14 protein-coding genes and 2 pseudogenes are annotated in these 16,614 nt (G+C 70.2%); 7 read left to right on the forward strand and 9 right to left on the reverse strand.

The features are described 5' to 3' along the window. Positions 1–23 precede the first annotated feature (23 nt). The 3 genes from ACFU5O_RS04930 to ACFU5O_RS04940 form a co-directional block, all read right to left on the reverse strand. Entirely contained in the window at positions 24–476 is a 453-nt protein-coding gene (locus tag ACFU5O_RS04930; RefSeq protein WP_384236499.1) for an SAV_915 family protein, read from the reverse strand. A gap of 160 nt (positions 477–636) precedes the next feature. Further along, positions 637–1,302, reverse strand: a complete 666-nt coding sequence (locus ACFU5O_RS04935; RefSeq protein ID WP_384236502.1) for a LysE family translocator — start codon at positions 1,300–1,302, stop codon at positions 637–639. A 120-nt stretch (positions 1,303–1,422) separates the two neighbouring features. After that, positions 1,423–2,268 carry a response regulator transcription factor gene (locus ACFU5O_RS04940; RefSeq protein WP_384236505.1) on the reverse strand — a complete coding sequence of 282 codons (846 nt, stop codon included), beginning with the start codon at positions 2,266–2,268 and terminating at the stop codon, positions 1,423–1,425. A 105-nt stretch (positions 2,269–2,373) separates the two neighbouring features. Here ACFU5O_RS04940 and ACFU5O_RS04945 point away from each other — a divergent pair, with 105 nt between their 5' ends. Continuing rightward, positions 2,374–4,050, forward strand: coding sequence for an AMP-binding protein (locus ACFU5O_RS04945; protein ID WP_384236508.1), 1,677 nt, complete (start codon positions 2,374–2,376; stop codon positions 4,048–4,050). Next, positions 4,047–5,660 carry an AMP-binding protein gene (locus tag ACFU5O_RS04950; protein ID WP_384236511.1) on the forward strand — a complete coding sequence of 538 codons (1,614 nt, stop codon included), beginning with the start codon at positions 4,047–4,049 and terminating at the stop codon, positions 5,658–5,660. Before ACFU5O_RS04945 ends, ACFU5O_RS04950 begins: the two co-directional genes overlap by 4 nt. Before the next feature lie 54 nt (positions 5,661–5,714). On the opposite strand, the gene ACFU5O_RS04955 is transcribed toward ACFU5O_RS04950, so the two are convergent. Together ACFU5O_RS04955 and ACFU5O_RS04960 are read right to left on the reverse strand one after the other, a co-directional pair. Further along, positions 5,715–6,233 (reverse strand): GNAT family N-acetyltransferase, encoded by a 519-nt coding sequence (locus ACFU5O_RS04955; protein WP_384236514.1) that lies wholly within the window; start codon positions 6,231–6,233, stop codon positions 5,715–5,717. 246 nt (positions 6,234–6,479) lie between these two features. Then, positions 6,480–7,310 (reverse strand): hypothetical protein, encoded by an 831-nt coding sequence (locus ACFU5O_RS04960; RefSeq protein ID WP_384236518.1) that lies wholly within the window; start codon positions 7,308–7,310, stop codon positions 6,480–6,482. Between the two features lie 262 nt (positions 7,311–7,572). Between ACFU5O_RS04960 and gcl the strand changes: the two genes are divergently transcribed. Continuing rightward, positions 7,573–9,357 carry a glyoxylate carboligase gene (gene gcl, locus ACFU5O_RS04965; RefSeq protein ID WP_384236520.1) on the forward strand — a complete coding sequence of 595 codons (1,785 nt, stop codon included), beginning with the start codon at positions 7,573–7,575 and terminating at the stop codon, positions 9,355–9,357. 87 nt (positions 9,358–9,444) lie between these two features. On the opposite strand, the gene ACFU5O_RS04970 is transcribed toward gcl, so the two are convergent. Beyond that, a complete protein-coding gene (locus tag ACFU5O_RS04970) occupies positions 9,445–11,061 on the reverse strand; it encodes a phospholipase D-like domain-containing protein (RefSeq protein ID WP_384236522.1) in 1,617 nt (538 codons plus the stop codon). A 285-nt stretch (positions 11,062–11,346) separates the two neighbouring features. On the opposite strand from ACFU5O_RS04970, the gene ACFU5O_RS04975 reads away from it, so the two are divergent. Next, positions 11,347–12,153, forward strand: coding sequence for an alpha/beta fold hydrolase (locus ACFU5O_RS04975; protein WP_384236524.1), 807 nt, complete (start codon positions 11,347–11,349; stop codon positions 12,151–12,153). Positions 12,154–12,408: 255 nt separating this feature from the next. Here the strand turns inward: ACFU5O_RS04975 and ACFU5O_RS04980 are convergent, their stop codons facing one another. Then, on the reverse strand, positions 12,409–13,464 hold the full coding sequence (locus ACFU5O_RS04980) for an aldo/keto reductase (protein WP_384236526.1): 1,056 nt from the start codon (positions 13,462–13,464) through the stop codon (positions 12,409–12,411). Between the two features lie 388 nt (positions 13,465–13,852). On the opposite strand from ACFU5O_RS04980, the pseudogene ACFU5O_RS04985 reads away from it, so the two are divergent. Beyond that, positions 13,853–14,017: pseudogene (locus tag ACFU5O_RS04985) on the forward strand (ferredoxin); the annotation flags it as partial. 60 nt (positions 14,018–14,077) lie between these two features. Further along, a pseudogene (locus ACFU5O_RS04990) lies at positions 14,078–14,694 on the forward strand (FAD-dependent oxidoreductase); the annotation flags it as partial. Between the two features lie 34 nt (positions 14,695–14,728). On the opposite strand, the gene ACFU5O_RS04995 reads toward ACFU5O_RS04990, so the two are convergent. Next, positions 14,729–15,343, reverse strand: coding sequence for a TetR/AcrR family transcriptional regulator (locus tag ACFU5O_RS04995; protein WP_384236528.1), 615 nt, complete (start codon positions 15,341–15,343; stop codon positions 14,729–14,731). Positions 15,344–15,477: 134 nt separating this feature from the next. On the opposite strand from ACFU5O_RS04995, the gene ACFU5O_RS05000 reads away from it, so the two are divergent. Beyond that, positions 15,478–15,822: a DoxX family protein gene (locus tag ACFU5O_RS05000; protein WP_384236530.1), complete on the forward strand. Its 345-nt coding sequence runs from the start codon at positions 15,478–15,480 to the stop codon at positions 15,820–15,822. A 96-nt stretch (positions 15,823–15,918) separates the two neighbouring features. Here the strand turns inward: ACFU5O_RS05000 and ACFU5O_RS05005 are convergent, their stop codons facing one another. Further along, positions 15,919–16,371, reverse strand: coding sequence for an organic hydroperoxide resistance protein (locus ACFU5O_RS05005; RefSeq protein ID WP_384236531.1), 453 nt, complete (start codon positions 16,369–16,371; stop codon positions 15,919–15,921). Positions 16,372–16,614 lie beyond the last annotated feature (243 nt).

Genomic DNA, 16,614 nt, shown 5'->3' on the forward strand with positions numbered 1-16,614 from the left:
CTCGTAGTGGGCCCGCCCCGGGCTTACGAGCCGACGCCCCGCCACAGAAGATCCCCGACGCTCGCACGCGGCGTGGGACGACTGCCGGCGGGGCACGGGCGAACGGCTCGCGCGCCAAGGCGCGGAAGGACCGTGCGGGTGGGGGCGGTCCCCGCGAGTGCCACGCGCTCGTGAGAAGCGACGCCCGGGGGCGCGGTGTTCGTGGACCCAGGGTCCACCGTCACCGTGGTCACGCCCAGCGGCTCGGAGAGCGCGCGCAGCGCCGGCTCCGCCAGCCTCACCCACGACTGGTCCTCACCCAGGACGGCCTTGAGGCGTCGCTCGCTGGTGAAACCGACGGCGGTGCGTACACCGAGCGGTGTGCGCATGAAGCGCATCTGGTGTCCCCCGGCAGATCCGAGCCGAACTGGTACGAACAGCGGCCCTGCCGGGCGAGGTTCGTCGGGGTCCGCTTCCTCGATGAGGAGGCTTTCCATGGGTGCCCTCCGGGATGAGTTCCGAGTGCCGTACATGCGTACCGGCACTTCGAAGCTTTGCCCGCGGCCCGCTCAGGCGGTGCGGAGCGGCGGAATCATTGACGCGTCACTGATCCGGACGAGGCACCCTTTGACGCTCTCCTGACGACGGGCCGCCGTGTCAGTCCGCGCGCCCCGTCGCCGCGACCGCCACCCCCAGCCCGATCATCGCGACGCCGCCCGCGCCGCCGACCAGCGAGAGCCGCCGCTCGGAGCGGGCGAACCAGTTGCGGGCCGCAGCCGCGCCGAGGCCCCACAGGGTGTCGGTGACCAGCCCGATGCCGATCGGGACCAGGCCCAGAAGCAGCATCTGCATGGGCACATGGCCCTGCGAGCGGTCCACGAACTGCGGGAGCACGGCGGCGAAGAACACGATGCCCTTCGGATTGGTGACACCGACCACCACGCCGTCCACGACCGTCCGCAGAAGCCGCCGTGGCTGCCCCGTCCGCCCTGCCTGACCTCCGGCGGTGGATGCCATCGCGGAAGCCGTCAGTTTCCCACGGTGCCGGAACGCCTGAACGCCCAGATGGACCAGATACGCGGCGCCCGCGAGCTTCACGGCGAGAAACACGGTCACCGAGCGCTCGACAAGTGAGCCGACACCGAGGGCGACGGCGACCACGAGGACGTACGACCCGAAGACATTGCCGAGGACCGTCGCGAGTGCCGTACGCCGCCCGTGCGCCAGTGCCCGGCCGATCACGAACAGCACGCTGGGCCCCGGAATCACGATCACCAGCACCGACATCGCCGTGAAGGCGAGGATCCTGTCCGCCGACACCATCTCGTACACCCTTCCCTGAAGGCCGCGCCGCGTACGACCGCCGCCCGTCACCGCGACCGCGCACTGTCACACGTGACCGCATGCCGTCACCCCTCACACGTCACCGTGTGCTGTCACTCCTCACGGCAGCAGCCCGGCCCGCCGCGCCGCCACCACCGCCTCCAGGCGGGTGTGCGCGCCCAGCTTGCGCATGGCGGAACGCAGATAGGCCTTGACCGTCTCCGGCCTCAGGCCCAGGCGGTCGGCCGCTGCCGCGTTGGTGGAACCCGTCGCGACGCAGGCAAGCACATCCAGCTCCCGCGGCGCCAGGGCCGGGCCCGCCGCGTCTGCCCGCGCGCCCGCGCCGGCCAGGCGGTCGCACACCGAGAGCAGCTCCGCGCGCAGCGACGCGTCGACGCTGCGGGCGGCAAGGGCGCGAAGTTCGGAGTGGATCTCACGGACGTCCTCCCGGACGCCCGCCCGCCCGGGCGACTCCGGCTCACGGGACGCCGCCACCAGCCGCCGTCCCTCGTCCCGTACGACCAGTCCCTGCTCCACGTCCCGCGCGGCCGCGACGGCCGCGTCGAGGACCCGGTCGCCCAGCGGCAGCGGCCGGCGCAGCGCTCCGTACAGCACACCCCGTACCTTCCTGCGCACGACGACGGGCACCGCGAGCACCGATCGCAGGCCCTCCGCCGCCACCGCCGTGTCGTACTCGTGGCTGATGTGCCGGGCGGTGCGGTAGTCGGCCACGGCGCAGGGGCGGGACAGTGCGATCGCCTTGCCGCCGAGTCCGCTGCCCGACGAGATCGCCAGTCCGCGCAGTGCGCCGGTCACGGCGCCGTTCAGCTCGGCGATCCGCATCTGACGTGGCTCGTGCAGCAGACCGCCGAAGGCGATCTGCAGTCCTGTGTCGCGGCGGAGCCGGAGCAGTGCCGTCCGTATCTCTCCCGCGTCCTCCGCCGAGGGTGAGGTCGCTGAAGTCATGCGATTCCGGTCCTCCCGACGGCACGGCACCCCCGTACGGGGGTAGTGAGACTTGCGTCACCGATTACACGATGCCCATGACCGGTCCCGCAATGAGGAGGACACATGACGGCAGGCGGAGAGACGGAGAGGTTCCGGGCCGCCCGGGACTTCCTGCTCGAGCACCGGGAGGACTACGCGACGGCGTACGAAGGGTTCGCCTGGCCGCGCTTCGAGCGGTTCAACTGGGCGCTGGACTGGTTCGACGTGATCGCCGACGGCAATGAGCGGCCGGCGCTGCACATCGTCGAGGAGGACGGTGCCTCGGTCCGTCTCAGCTTCGCCGAGATGAGGTCCCGCTCGGACCGCGCGGCCAACTGGCTCCGCTCCCAGGGCGTCCACGCCGGCGACCGCATCCTCGTGATGCTCGGCAACCAGGCCGAGCTCTGGGAGACGGCCCTCGCCGCGATGAAGCTACGGGCCGTCGTCATCCCGGCCACCCCGCTGCTCGGCGCGGTCGATCTGCGGGACCGGGTCGAGCGGGGACAGGCGCGGCACGTGATCGTCCGGTCCGAGGACACCGCCAAGTTCGACGACGTGCCGGGTGAGTACACACGGATCGCCGTGGGAGGGGCGCCGGACGGCTGGCGGTCGTACGAGGAGGCGTCCGAGGCCCCGGAGAACTTCGAGCCCGACGGCCCCACCCGGGCCGAGGACCCCCTGATGCTCTACTTCACCTCCGGCACCACGGCCCGGCCCAAGCTCGTCGAGCACACCCATGTCTCGTACCCTGTCGGCCACCTGGCCACCATGTACTGGATCGGGCTCGTGCCCGGGGACGTCCACCTCAACATCTCGTCACCCGGCTGGGCCAAACACGCCTGGTCGAACCTCTTCGCGCCGTGGAACGCGGAGGCGACCGTGTTCATCCACAACTACAGCCGCTTCGACCCGGGTCGTCTCATGGCAGAGATGGACGATGCGGGCGTCACCAGCTTCTGTGCCCCGCCCACCGTGTGGCGGATGCTGATCCAGGACGACCTGAGCCGGCTGCGCACGCCCCCGCGCGAGGTGGTCGCCGCCGGGGAGCCGCTCAACCCCGAGGTCATCGAGACCGTTCGCCGTGAGTGGGGCGTGACGATCAGGGACGGCTTCGGGCAGACAGAAACCGCCGTCCAGGTGTCCAACAGCCCCGGGCAGCTGGTCAAGGCGGGCTCCATGGGGCGGCCCAGCCCCGGTTATCGCGTCGAGCTCCTCGACCCCGTCAGCGGTAAGCCGGGTGCCGACGAGGGCGAGATCGCCCTCGATCTGTCGGACGTGCCGGTGGGCCTGATGACCGGCTATCACGGCGACCCGGAGCACACGGCCGAGGTGATGGCCGGCGGCCACTACCGCACCGGCGACATCGGTTCGCGCGACGCCGACGGCTACATCACCTACGTCGGTCGCGCCGATGACGTCTTCAAGGCGTCCGACTACAAGATCTCGCCGTTCGAGCTGGAGAGCGCGCTGCTGGAGCACGAGGCGGTGGCAGAGGCAGCGGTCGTACCCGCACCCGATCCGGTGCGCCTGGCCGTTCCCAAGGCGTACGTGGTGCTCGCCGAGGGCTGGGAGCCGGGTGCCGAGACCGCGAGGGCGATCTTCGCGCACTCACGCGCGGTCCTCGCACCGTACAAGCGCATCCGGCGTCTCGAGTTCGCCGAGCTGCCGAAGACCGTCTCCGGGAAGATCCGCAGGATCGAGCTGCGCGAGCGCACCGCGCAGGGCAGCACGGTCGAGTACGACGAGGGAGATCTGCGATGACACGACCGACGACGGTGTCGTACACGCACGGTACGGGCACGGTCGCGCTGCTCGGCGACACGATCGGCCGCAATCTGGACCGGGCGATCGCCGCCCACCCGGAGCGGGAGGCGCTGGTCGACGTACCGTCCGGGCGCCGCTGGACGTACGCGCAGTTCGGTGCGGACGTGGACGAACTCGCGCGGGCGCTGCTCGCGCGCGGGGTCGCCAAGGGCGACCGGGTCGGCATCTGGGCGGTGAACTGCCCGGAGTGGGTGCTGGTGCAGTACGCCACCGCCCGCATCGGCGCGGTCATGGTGAACATCAATCCGGCGTACCGGGCCCATGAGCTCGAATACGTCCTGCGCCAGGCCGGGATCAGCATCCTCGTCGCCTCCCTCGCCCACAGGACGAGCGACTACCGTGCACTGGTCGACCAGGTCCGCGGCAACTGCCCTGCGCTGCGGTCCGTGCACTACATCGGTGACGACAGCTGGACGGAGCTGGTCTCGTCCGCCGCAGCCGTCGCGCCGGAGGAACCGGCCGCCCGCGAGGCGCAGTTGTCGTGCGACGATCCGGTCAACATCCAGTACACGTCCGGCACCACCGGATTCCCGAAGGGCGCGACGCTCTCCCACCACAACATTCTCAACAACGGCTACTTCGTGGGGGAGATGATCGCCTACACGGAGCAGGACCGGGTCTGCATTCCGGTTCCCTTCTACCACTGCTTCGGCATGGTCATGGGGAATCTGGCGGCCACCTCGCACGGCGCTTGCATGGTGATCCCGGCGCCGTCCTTCGAGCCGGCCGCCACCCTGCGGGCCGTGCAACAGGAGCGCTGCACCTCGCTCTACGGTGTGCCGACCATGTTCATCGCCGAGCTCAACCTCCCCGACTTCGCCGCATACGACCTGAGTTCGCTGCGCACCGGCATCATGGCGGGCTCACCGTGCCCGGTGGAGGTGATGAAGCGGGTCGTCGCCGAGATGAACATGGCGGAGGTGTCCATCTGTTACGGCATGACGGAGACATCCCCGGTCTCCACCCAGACGCGGCGTGACGACGACCTGGAACGCCGCACCGGTACCGTCGGCCGGGTGCTCCCGCACATCGAGGTCAAGGTCACCGACCCGGTCAGCGGCATCACGCTCCCGCGTGGCGAGGCGGGCGAGCTGTGCACCCGCGGCTACAGCGTGATGCTCGGCTACTGGAACGAGCCCGAGAGGACCGCCGAGGCGATCGATCCGGGCCGCTGGATGCACACGGGCGACCTCGCCGTCATCCGGGAGGACGGCTACGTCCAGATCGTCGGCCGTATCAAGGACATGATCATCCGCGGTGGCGAGAACGTGTACCCGCGCGAGATCGAAGAGTTCCTGTACGCCCATCCGAAGGTCGCCGACGTCCAGGTGGTCGGCGTACCGGACGCGAAGTACGGCGAGGAGATCCTGGCGTGCGTCATCCCGCGTGACCCGGCCGATCCGCCGACGCTCGACGATCTCGCCTCCTTCTGCCGCGAGCAGCTGGCGCACTACAAGATCCCGCGGCGGCTGGAGATCCTCGACGCCTTCCCGATGACGGTGAGCGGCAAGGTGCGGAAGGTGGAGCTGCGGGAGCGTTACGGCTGAGCGGGCGTTTCGGCTGGGCGGGGGATACGGCTGGGGGTTACGGCCGAGTGGGCGTCACGTCCGGGCGAGCTCCCGCCTCATGGAGACGCGTGGCCAGCGGTCCAGACCGTGCTCGGCCTCGGCGTGCCGTATCTCCCTCAGCCCGTCGGTGAGTTCGTCCTCACCGAGGACACGGAAGCCGAGCCGCGCGTAGTAGGGCGCGTTCCACGGCACATCGGTGAACGTCGTCAGGGTGAGCGCGGTCAGACCCTCGGTCGCGGCCACGTCGGCAAGATGGTCGATCAGGCGGCGGCCGAGTCCGCGACGTGCGAAGTCCGGGTGGACGGACAGCTGCTCGATATGGGCTGCTCCGTCGACCGGGTCGCTGATCAGGTAGGCCACGGGCCGGTCGTCGGCGTCGTCCGCCGTCACCCACGCGCCTCCGGTCAGGCGGTAGTGCTCCAGGACCTCGACCGAGGGTGGTTCGTCGTCGGCGATCGTGGCCATGCCGAGAGAGCGGAAGGGCTCGCCGGCCGCCCTCTCGATGTCCTGGAGCAGGGGAAGGTCGGCGACAGCTGCCGGACGGATGCGCATGCGGTGAGTATCGCTCACAGCCCGCAGAAGCGCCCCGTGTTGATGACTACCTGCCTGCGCGCTCGCGCAGCGGCAGCAGAGTGACGCGCCCGTCCCCCGTCCCGCGGCTCGTGCCCCCCGAATGGGGGGTGTCCTGTGGAGGGGGCCCTGGGCGAGGGTACGCGGACGGAGGGCCAACTCGCTGTCGCCGCCGTACGGGACGCCGCCCCGCCACCTGTGCCGCAAGGCGCACCACCCGCCTCCCGGTCAGGCGCCGGCCCCCGCCGACAGCAACTCCTCCGCAGGGCCGTTCACCGGCTGCGGCGTGCCCGTGAGGTCCATGACGAACAGGGGGACACCGAGGTCGTCGGCGCGGGAGCGGGCGTCGGCGGCGTAGCCCGCGAGGGAGAAGAACACGCTCATGGACGACGAGTTCATCCCGTTCAGCCAGAGGCACTCCACGGCGCGCAGCGTCGCCGGCCGGGTGCTGGGCTCGACCTGGGCGATGAGGCCCGGCCCGCGCAGATCGATCCCCTGAGCGGTCCGCTCCTCCGGCCGGACCACCTCCTGGAAGCCGAGCCACCGCAGATACAGCGCGGCCGCGGTCACCGCGTCCCGGGCGGTGCGGATGGTGACCGGATGGAATGCGGGACGCGGCGGGGACGCCGTACGCGGCAGCGGGATGTGCGCGGGACGGCCCGCAATGCCGCCGGAGGCGTCCGGGCCGGCCGCGGGCGACGATCCCTGCGCCCCGGGCGGCGGAAGGGACCCCGCCGCGCCCGAAGCCGCCGACTTCGTGCGGGGCGACGCGGACGCCGAGGAGGCCGGGGTCGCCGTCACCGGACGTACCGGGACCCGCAGGACCGTCCCGCACGGGCAGCCGAGCTCGGGCTGGGGCCACTGGTCCTGGCGTCCGCAGGCCAGACAGCGGACCGTGACCCAGTCGTCGGTCCAGGTACGGTGCCGGATCGGCTCCGCCGGAGCGCCCCGCATCAGTGGTGGGGCGACCGGCGCACCGCACGCGCACGGGTAGACGGGCGCGGCGAACGTGTGGGTGCGGCGGCAGACCGAGCAGCGAACCGGTACCTGATCTCCCATCTCTGTCCCCCCTCAGGCCTTTTCGGCTCTGCGGCGCTGTCGCGCCTTGGGGACCATCGTCCACCAACCGTGAGCCCTTGGGGAGAGAGTTCGGCCATCCCGCTCCCGAGGCCCTGACCGCTTCCCTTGACGCCGCCTGGCACGCGCCATACATTGATTCCGAATAGTAGAAACAAACTTCCGTATGATGGAATAGGCACGGAATCGATGCTCTCAGGTGGCGCGACAGAGCCCGATCCGCCAGGTCGAAGCAGGAGCTCCCATGCCTCGTATGACCGCCGCCCGAGCGGCAGTTGAGATCCTCAAGCGCGAAGGCGTCACCCAGGCGTTCGGTGTGCCGGGCGCGGCGATCAACCCCTTCTACAAGGCCCTCCAGGAGGGCGGAGGCATCGACCACACCCTCGCCCGCCATGTCGAGGGCGCCTCGCACATGGCCGAGGGGTACACCAGGACGGCCCCCGGAAACATCGGGGTCTGCATCGGTACGTCAGGACCCGCCGGCACCGACATGATCACCGGTCTCTACTCCGCGACCGGTGACTCGATTCCGATCCTCTGCATCACCGGCCAGGCGCCCACCAGCGTGATCCACAAAGAGGACTTCCAGGCCGTCGACATCGCCGCGATCGCCAAACCGGTCACCAAGGCGGCCACGACCGTCCTGGAGGCCGCTCAGGTCCCCGGCGTCTTCCAGCAGGCCTTCCATCTGATGCGCTCCGGCCGGCCGGGACCGGTCCTCATCGACCTGCCGATCGATGTCCAGCTGACCGAGATCGAGTTCGATCCCGAGACGTACGAGCCGCTTCCGGTCTACAAGCCGTCCGCGACACGCGCCCAGATCGAGAAGGCGCTCTCCTTCCTCCTGGAGTCCGAGCGCCCGCTGATCGTCGCCGGCGGAGGCGTCGTCAACGCCGACGCCTCCGGCCTGCTGGTCGAGTTCGCGGAGATCACCGGCACGCCCGTCATCCCGACCCTGATGGGCTGGGGCACCATCCCCGACGACCACGAACTGAACGCCGGGATGGTCGGCCTGCAGACCTCGCACCGCTACGGCAACGCGAACTTCCTGGAGTCCGACTTCGTCCTCGGCATCGGCAACCGGTGGGCCAACCGCCACACCGGTTACAAGCTCGACGTCTACACCCGCGGCCGCACGTTCGTCCATGTGGACATCGAGCCCACCCAGATCGGCAAGATCTTCCCCCCGGACTACGGCATCGCCTCGGACGCCAAGGCTGCCCTGGAGCTCTTCGTCGAGGTCGCGAGGGAGCTGAAGGCCGAGGGCAGGCTGCCCGACCGCTCCGGCTGGGTCGCCTCCACGCAGGAGCGCAAGGCCACGCTTCAGCGCCGAACGCACTTCGACGACGTGCCCATGAAGCCGCAGCGCGTGTACGAGGAGATGAACAGGGCCTTCGGCCCCGAGACGCGCTACGTCACCACGATCGGCCTGTCCCAGATCGCCGGCGCCCAGATGCTGCACGTCTACAGGCCGCGCCACTGGATCAACTGCGGCCAGGCGGGGCCGCTGGGCTGGACGATCCCGGCCGCACTGGGTGTCGCCAAGGCCGACCCGGAGGCCCAGGTCGTGGCGCTGTCCGGCGACTACGACTTCCAGTTCATGATCGAGGAACTCGCGGTCGGTGCCCAGCACCGGATCCCGTACGTCCACGTCCTGGTGAACAACTCCTACCTGGGCCTGATCCGTCAGGCGCAGATCGGCCTGGACATCAACTTCCAGGTCAATCTGGAGTTCGAGAACATCAACTCGCCGGAACTGGGCGTCTACGGCGTCGACCACGTCAAGGTCGTCGAGGGTCTCGGCTGCAAGGCCATCCGCGTCACCGAGCCGGACGACCTGCTGCCGGCCCTCGAGGAGGCCAGGAAACTGGCCGCCGAGTACCGCGTCCCGGTCGTCGTCGAGGCGATCCTGGAGCGGATCACCAATATCTCCATGAGCCGCACCGCGGACATCAGCGACGTCTCCGAGTTCGAGGAACTCGCCACCGAGCCGGGCCACGCGCCCACCGCGATCCGGCCCCTCGTCTGACGGCGGCCGCAGCGGGTGAGCGGCGGCCCCCGCCCCGGGACGGCGGGGCGGGGGCCGCTTCATGTGCCGGTCCGGGTACGGGCCGTGTCAGCCCTGACAGACCCCACGGGCATGGTCGAAGGTGGCGGTCGCCTGCGCGTACCTCCACTGCGGGGTCAGCAGCTCGGCGTCGAGCTGACCGGCCGCCTCCGGGCTCTCCACGATGTAGCCGAAGTCCTGCAGCCAGGAGGGATAGAGGTTCTTCGACCCGATGTAGAAGGCCGAACCGTCCACCGACACCAGCTTGTGGTGCTGTGCGTAGGGCTTCCCGTCGGCCCATGTGGCGCTGTCGGAGCCGCGAGCGCTCGCCAGCTGCAGGTTGCCGCACATCGCCGCCGTCGCGTCCTGGCGGCCGCCGGTGATCAGCGCGAGGCGGCTGCGCAGCACATCGCTGATCTCGTTCAGCGACTTGATCTGCGAGTAGCCGCCGCTGCCGACCGCACCGCGGTTGGCCGGGTCGCTGACGACGATGCGGACCTTCACGCCGGCGGCCATCTTCGCCGCGAGGGCGTCGTAGAGGCGAACGTCGTACCGCGGGAGCGGAGGACACGTGGCGTTGAGATCCTGCTGGGAGATCTCGATGTGGCTCTTCGCGCTCCCGATCAGCGCCCGCAGGGCGCTCTCCTCCGGGTTGACCGTGTCGTAGTCGCGGTCGGCGTTGGTCCGGTCGGGCAGGCCGATGACGCACTTGGTGTCGGACGCGGTCGGCAGCGCCGGCCGGAACGCCGACGACGGGTCCGACACGCTGATTCCGACCCCGAGGCCGCCGACGGCGATCACCGGAACGTTCCCGGTCGCCGGGGTCCGGGCGGGGTCGGTCTCCTTCTCCATCGCCGGCATGCACTCGGCGCCGGGCGACGAGGCGAACCAGACCTTGGCGAAGTTGCTCCTGTTCCGGCACGTCCAGTCCCAGAGCCGGTCCAGGTACCTGCCGGCGGAGCCCGCGGCGGGACCGGTGAGCGCGAGATCGACGTCTGACACCGGGTGGGTGGTGTCGATGTAGTCGCCCTTCCAGCTGTTGATGCCGCCGGTGATCGCCGACCGGCCGTCCACCACCAGGAGCTTGGAGTGGTTCCACGAGAACGCGGTCTTGGAGGTCGTCATCGACGCGACGTTCAGGGTGATGTCGTCGGCGGCCTCGCCGAGCTTGGACCTCAGCTCGTCCCGGTACTTCGACGGCACGACGTTCATGTGGTAGATCGGCGCCGCCCCGACGAGAACGCGCACCTTGAGCTTGTTGCCGGCCCCCGCCGAGCGCTTGAGGCCCGCGACGATCGCGTCCTGGAACGCCCCGTCGGGAAACGGCGCCAGGGTGGATATGTCGACCGTGCGGGTGGCCTGCGAGATGTTCTCGGTCATCTTCGCCAGCAGCCGCCGGGTGCCGGAACGGTCGGCACAGGTCGCGTCGCCCCAGCAGCCGGGGGTCTGCAGCAGCCAGCCGGCGGGGCCGCCGGAAGAGCTGTCCAGCCTGTTGCCGCCGGTGCGCTCCCACACCTGGCCTTCGAGTCCTGGTGACACCTGCCGCAGCGTCTCCTCGACGGCGTCGAGATGCGGCGCGGGCGATTCGGCGGAAGCGGGGGCGGCGGACAGGACGGAGACCGCCAGGCCAAGGACGGTTGCGGTTCCCGCGAGACGGGTTAAGCGATGGAGCCGGGGGCGGGCCAATTCGGGATCCTTATCGGTGGTCGGGTCTTCCTGGCATGTTGAACAGGCGCGGCACAGCCGGGCAGCACGCGGCCGTCCACGGGCCGGCAACGGCGCGGTGGTTGATCAACTCCACGAAGTTACCAGCCAGTCGGAATGCGGTCCGCACGGTGACCACGCGGCGGGAGGCTGGTGCGCGGGGGGTGTGCGGGGGGTGTGCGGATGCGCGATGAGTTTCGCGGCCGGCCGGAGTCTTCACTCCCGTCACCGCGACCGCGGACGACCACTGCCGGAAGGACGACAGCCATGGCCACCACCCACACCCTCGATGTCCCCGGCGCGCGCCTGCACTACGAGGTGCGCGGCACGGGACCGCTGCTGCTGGTGATGGGGGCGCCGATGGACGCGGGGGCGTTCGCCCCGCTGGCCGAAGCGCTCGCCGACGACCACACCGTCGTCACCCACGACCCACGGGGCATCTCCGGGAGCATCCTCGACGACCCGGCGCAGGACTCCACCCCCGAGCTGCGGGCGGATGACGTCGCCGCCCTCCTGGACGCGCTCGGAGCCGAGTCCGCCGACGTGTTCGGCAGCAGTGGCGGCGCGGTGACGGGGCTCGCGCTCGTCGCGCGGCATCCCGGGCAGGTACGGACCCTCGTCGCGCACGAGCCTCCCCTGCTGGAACTGCTCCCCGACGCCGACGAGCAGCGTGCCGCGACCGACGACATCATCGCGACGTACCACCGGGAAGGCGTGGGGCCCGCGTGGGGGAAGTTCATGGCCAACGCCGGATTCGTCGGCGCGGACGGCTGCGCCCCCACTCCGGCGCCGCAGCAGCCCTCAGCTCAGGACCTTGCCAACAGCGCCCGCTTCTTCGCCCATGAGCTCCGGGGCACCGCCGGTTACGCGCCCGACATCACCGTACTGACGGCCGGCCCGGCTCGTGTCGTCGTCGGCATCGGCGTCGCCTCGGGCGGGCTGCTCACCTACCGGACGTCCGAGGCACTGGCCCGACAACTGGGTTCTTTGCCGGTCGAGTTCCCCGGCGACCACGGCGGCTTCCTCGGGCAGCCCAAGGAGTTCGCCGAGGCGCTGCGGGATGCGCTGGCCTGACAGGAGGGGGATGCGGTGACGAGCCGGCGACGGACCGGTCCCGTCGCAGTGCGGCGGGACCGGCCCGGACGGCGCACGGCACAGACAGGTTGGCGAAGGCCACGTCCCAGGTGTTGTCGACCGGCAGGCGGTGGAGGCATCGAGGTGCCCATGGTCGGCAGTGCACGAGACGGCCCCGAACCAGAGGCTCCTTGCGGCAGGAACGCCCGGGGTGAGCAAGGCTGTTCACATGAACTGCGGCATGCACCGGCCAGGTCAGGCCACCGGCGCGGCGGGCGCGGTCACCAGGCCGGTGTCTCCGCCTCGTGCCCGGTCGCGCACATCGGCGACCGTTTCGTGAGGCACTCCGAGCGGTACGGCGCTGACCTCGGAGAGACGCGTGAACTGCTCCGGGGTGAGCTCGATGTCGAGGGCGCCGAGGTAGCTTTCGAGCTGGCCGAGGTTCCGCGGCCCGATGATGGGGATGAGTGAGGTCGCCGCGCGCGCCGCCCGCTCGCGCAGCCAGGTCACCGACACCTGTGCCGGCGTCGCGCCCGTCTCCCCGGCGATCGCCAGGACGGTATCGACGACCGCGGTCTTCTGGTCCGTGTCCTCGGTGTGCACGAGCCGCTTCAGATCGGTGAGCCGGCCCTCGGTGCCGCCCCGGTACTTGCCGGTGAGCAGTCCGCCGCCGAGGGGGGACCACAGCGCGGCGCCGAGTCCGAGGCTCTCGGCCATCGGCAGCAGCTCGCGCTCGGCCGTCCTCTCGACGAGGCTGTATTCGACCTGGATGCCGACGACCGGCGCCCAGTTCTTCAGGTCCGCGAGGGTGGCGGCCAGGGGGACCCGCCATGCGGGGAAGTCGGACAGGGCGCCGTGGAGAATCTTGCCCGAACTCACCAGATCGTCGAAACCGCGCAGGATCTCCTCCATCGGTGTCAGGTCGTCGGGGAAGTGGACCCAGTACAGGTCGACGTAGTCGGTCCCGAGACGCTTCAGGCTCGCCTCAAGAGAATGGATCATGTTCTTGCGGCTGTTGCCGGTCTTGGAGATGTCGGGCTCCTGCGTAGCCCCGTTGGTGAATTTGGTGGCCAGGACGAAGTGGTCGCGGTCCGCGGCGAGGGGCCGGCTCAGCAGTGTTTCCGACTCGCCGAACTGGTAGCCGTCCGACGTGTCGATGAAGGTGCCGCCGGCTTCGGCGAACCTGTCGAACATCCTGCGTGCCTCGTCGGGCTCGGCGCCGGCGCCCCAGCTGGTGCCGAAGTATGCGGCACCGAGCGCGTACTCCGAGACGCGCAGTCCGGTGCGGTGTCCGAAGGTTGTGTAACGCATGGAGTCTCCCTGGTGTGGAGCTGGGATCCGTTCCTTGGTTCATCCCTGCGATTCGGTTCATTATGGAATCTTCATGCATGTTCCCCCTATTACCGTATCTTTCGCTCGAACGATGGCGGGCTGTGCCGGTGGGAGCGTGGGGTGGTGAGGGTGCCCGCCCGAGCCCGGCTCTTCGTACCTGCTGATGCGGCGCAATTCCGGCGCCCGGTGCGCACTGGATGCGCAGATCCGGGATCTGGTGCGCAACGATTCCGGAACGTGGCCGGCGGCCTGCGGCGGGATGCGGTCCTTGGTGGGCCGTGCTGCACTGAAAGGGCAGACGTGATGGCGTGCGCGCGTGGTGGTGGGACGAAACGGCCGATCCTCAGGGTTCGGAAGGGGCGTCCAGATGAAGATCATCGTGGATCTCACGCGGTGTCAGGGTTACGCCCAGTGCGCTTTCGCCGCGCCGGATGTGTTTGCCATACAAGGGGACGAGGCGCTGCTGTACGACACCGATCCGGACGACGCTCAGCAGGAGAAGGTCGTGCGGGCCGCGGCGGCCTGCCCGGTCCAGGCCATCTTCCTCGACCGTGAGGACGCCGGGAACCGGCAGCCGGCGTCCGAGACGCGCGTGGCTGCCCCCAGCCCTGGGGAAACGTTCAAGCGTGCAGGGCGCATCGTCATTGTCGGGGCGTCCCTGGCCGGCCTGCGGGCTGTGTGACGCTGCGCCGGGAGGGCTTCACCGGCTCGCTGACCGTGATCGGGGACGAGCCTCACGCACCCTATGACCGGCCGCCGTTGTCCAAGCAGGTCCTCATGGGTCAGGTTCCGGCACGGCGGACCGGACTGCCGCGCCGCGACGAGCTCGACGCGCACTGGCGGTTCGGAGTCGCGGCCACGGGTCTTGACCTGAGCGGCAAGCAGGTGCTGCTGGCCGATGGCGCGAAGGTGGGATTCGACCGGCTGCTCATCGCCACTGGGGTGCGGGCGCGCCCGTGGCCGAACGAGGCAGAGGCCGCGCTCGACGGGCTGTTCGCGCTGCATACGCCGGAAGACGCGGAAGGGTTGCGGCAACGGCTGGCGGCCGGACCCGGCCGGGTGCTGGTCATCGGTGCCGGGTTCACCGGCTGTGAGGTTGCCTCCGCCTGTCGCGAGCTGGATGTGCCGGTGACCGTCGTCGAGCGGGGCAAGGTCCCTTTGTCCGGGGCGCTGGGCGCGGTGATAGGGGGCATCGCGGCGCAGATCCAGCCCGGCCGTGAGGCGGGGCGGTTGTGATTTCTGATCAAGGCCGGCAGACGCGCTGTACGAGGTCCTGCCAGCCCTGTGCGATCCGCTCCTCGGTCCGGTGGGCGGCTTCGGTGAGGTCGGACGCCGACAGGTAGAGCAGGAGGGGGCCGTCCAGGGCGGCGGTGAGCTGGACGGTCAGGACGTCGAGGTCAGCAGCGCCGAGGTCTGTCTGTCCCAGCAGCATGCGGATGTGCATCCGGGAGAGGGGCGTCTCCGGTCCGGCAGGTACGGGCTGGCTGCCGTCCAGGGCGGCGCGGGCGATCTCGCGGTGCCCGATGAGGAAGCCGACTCGGGCCCGGCCGTAGGCGATCAGGCGGTCCAGTGGCGCGGCGCCCGGGCCCAGCGGCGGCGGTCCGGACAGCACCTGCTCCTGGAAGGCCTTCTCGTCGTCGTCCAGGAGCGCCTGGAAGATCCCCGCACGGCTGCCGAACCGGCGGAAGACCGTCCCCTTGCCCAGGCCCGCCCGCTCTGCCAGCCCGTCCATGGTCAGTTTGTCCGCGCCCTGCTCGGCGAGCATCTCGCGGGCTGTGGCCAGGAGATGCAGCCGGTTGCGTGCGGCGTCGGCGCGCTCGACGCGCGGCGCTCCCAAGGGCAGGACGGTGCGATCCACAGGACTCACTCTATCGGCCGGAATATTAAGCGGGGTAAAGTCCGCTTATGCTTTCGTGCGCCGGCATCGCCGACGAGTGACGCCGCGTGCTGCCCAGTTCACCACCGCTCCCTATTCAGTTCTCGAGGACCTCCATGTTCATCGCCACCATCGTCGTCTCCGCCCTGCTCGCCGCGCTCCTGGTGTTCTCGGCCGTCGGTAAGCTCCGCAACGACCCCGCCCAGCTCAAGGTCATGGAGACCGTCGGGTTCCCCGCCGACAGACTGTGGCTTCTGGCCACCGCCGAGATCGCGGGCGCCGTCGGTCTCCTCGCCGGCTTGTTCTGGTGGCCGCTCGGCGTCGCCGCGGCCATCGGCGTCACCCTCTACTTCATCGGGGCGGTCGGCTCCCACCTGCGCGTCCGGGACTCCGCCACGAACGCGGCCGTCCCGCTCGTCCTCGCCGTCGCCGCACTCGCGCTGCGCCTGGCGACCACCTGACCCCGCGCGGTTCCCGCTGGGGAGGCGGACCGATGACCGCCACGGATCACCGCGCCGCATCTGCCCAGGGTGTGATCGACCTTCCGCGCCGTCGGCTCACCCGCTCCCGGTCGAGCCGACGTCGTGCCCGTTTGCGGTCAGCGTGACGTCGATGTTGCCCCGTGTGGCATTCGAGTACGGACACACCTGATGTGCGCCGGCGACGATCCGCGCTGCCTGCTCAGGATCCTGAATCTGCGGCAAGGTCACATGGAGCTCCACGGCAAGCTTGAAACCGCGGTCCTCGGTGGGAAGGAGGCTGACGCGACTGTCGATCGAAGCGTCGCCCGTCTCGACGCGTTCGCGACGAGCCACGACGCCGAGTGCACCCTCGAAGCAGGCCGCATAGCCCACCGCGAAGAGCTGCTCGGGGTTCGTGCCACCCTCTGTGCCGCCCATCTCTGCCGGTGCGCGGAGCCGGACGTCCAAGGCGCCGTCATCGGTCCGCCCGTGGCCGTTCGTGCGACCGCCTGTCACGGTCGCCTCCGCCGTGTAAAGAACTCGTGCCATCTCGGCCTCCCTTCCGGACCTGCAGAATGCCCAGCCCACGGCCGGGACCTTCTTCCAGTGTCCGATGGTGTCGCCCCCGATGAGCCCGGCGGCGTGGTCCGCAGGCCGGCGTGTCGAACGGTCGGCCCGGTGCGTGTACATGCACGGCTACTGTCAGTCATGTCACGGGTGCAGGTCCGGCAGCGCGCGCTGACCACCCGGTGAATTTCCCTCTTCTGCCCGGGAACTCGCAGGACGCCTCCT

This window comes from Streptomyces sp. NPDC057445, from assembly GCF_042802855.1.
In the GTDB taxonomy this organism is placed as follows: domain Bacteria; phylum Actinomycetota; class Actinomycetes; order Streptomycetales; family Streptomycetaceae; genus Streptomyces.

Bases quoted from the DNA above. Each gene is read 5' to 3' on its own strand.
- ACFU5O_RS04935 (WP_384236502.1), bottom strand. From the start codon at position 1,302: ATGGTGTCGGCGGACAGGATCCTCGCCTTCACGGCGATGTCGGTGCTG.
- ACFU5O_RS05005 (WP_384236531.1), bottom strand. From the start codon at position 16,371: ATGGCACGAGTTCTTTACACGGCGGAGGCGACCGTGACAGGCGGTCGC.
- ACFU5O_RS04980 (WP_384236526.1), bottom strand. From the start codon at position 13,464: ATGCGTTACACAACCTTCGGACACCGCACCGGACTGCGCGTCTCGGAG.
- ACFU5O_RS04945 (WP_384236508.1), top strand. From the start codon at position 2,374: ATGACGGCAGGCGGAGAGACGGAGAGGTTCCGGGCCGCCCGGGACTTC.
- ACFU5O_RS04955 (WP_384236514.1), bottom strand. From the start codon at position 6,233: ATGCGCATCCGTCCGGCAGCTGTCGCCGACCTTCCCCTGCTCCAGGAC.
- ACFU5O_RS04960 (WP_384236518.1), bottom strand. From the start codon at position 7,310: ATGGGAGATCAGGTACCGGTTCGCTGCTCGGTCTGCCGCCGCACCCAC.
- ACFU5O_RS04930 (WP_384236499.1), bottom strand. From the start codon at position 476: ATGGAAAGCCTCCTCATCGAGGAAGCGGACCCCGACGAACCTCGCCCG.
- ACFU5O_RS04950 (WP_384236511.1), top strand. From the start codon at position 4,047: ATGACACGACCGACGACGGTGTCGTACACGCACGGTACGGGCACGGTC.
- gcl (WP_384236520.1), top strand. From the start codon at position 7,573: ATGCCTCGTATGACCGCCGCCCGAGCGGCAGTTGAGATCCTCAAGCGC.
- ACFU5O_RS04975 (WP_384236524.1), top strand. From the start codon at position 11,347: ATGGCCACCACCCACACCCTCGATGTCCCCGGCGCGCGCCTGCACTAC.
- ACFU5O_RS05000 (WP_384236530.1), top strand. From the start codon at position 15,478: ATGTTCATCGCCACCATCGTCGTCTCCGCCCTGCTCGCCGCGCTCCTG.
- ACFU5O_RS04940 (WP_384236505.1), bottom strand. From the start codon at position 2,268: ATGACTTCAGCGACCTCACCCTCGGCGGAGGACGCGGGAGAGATACGG.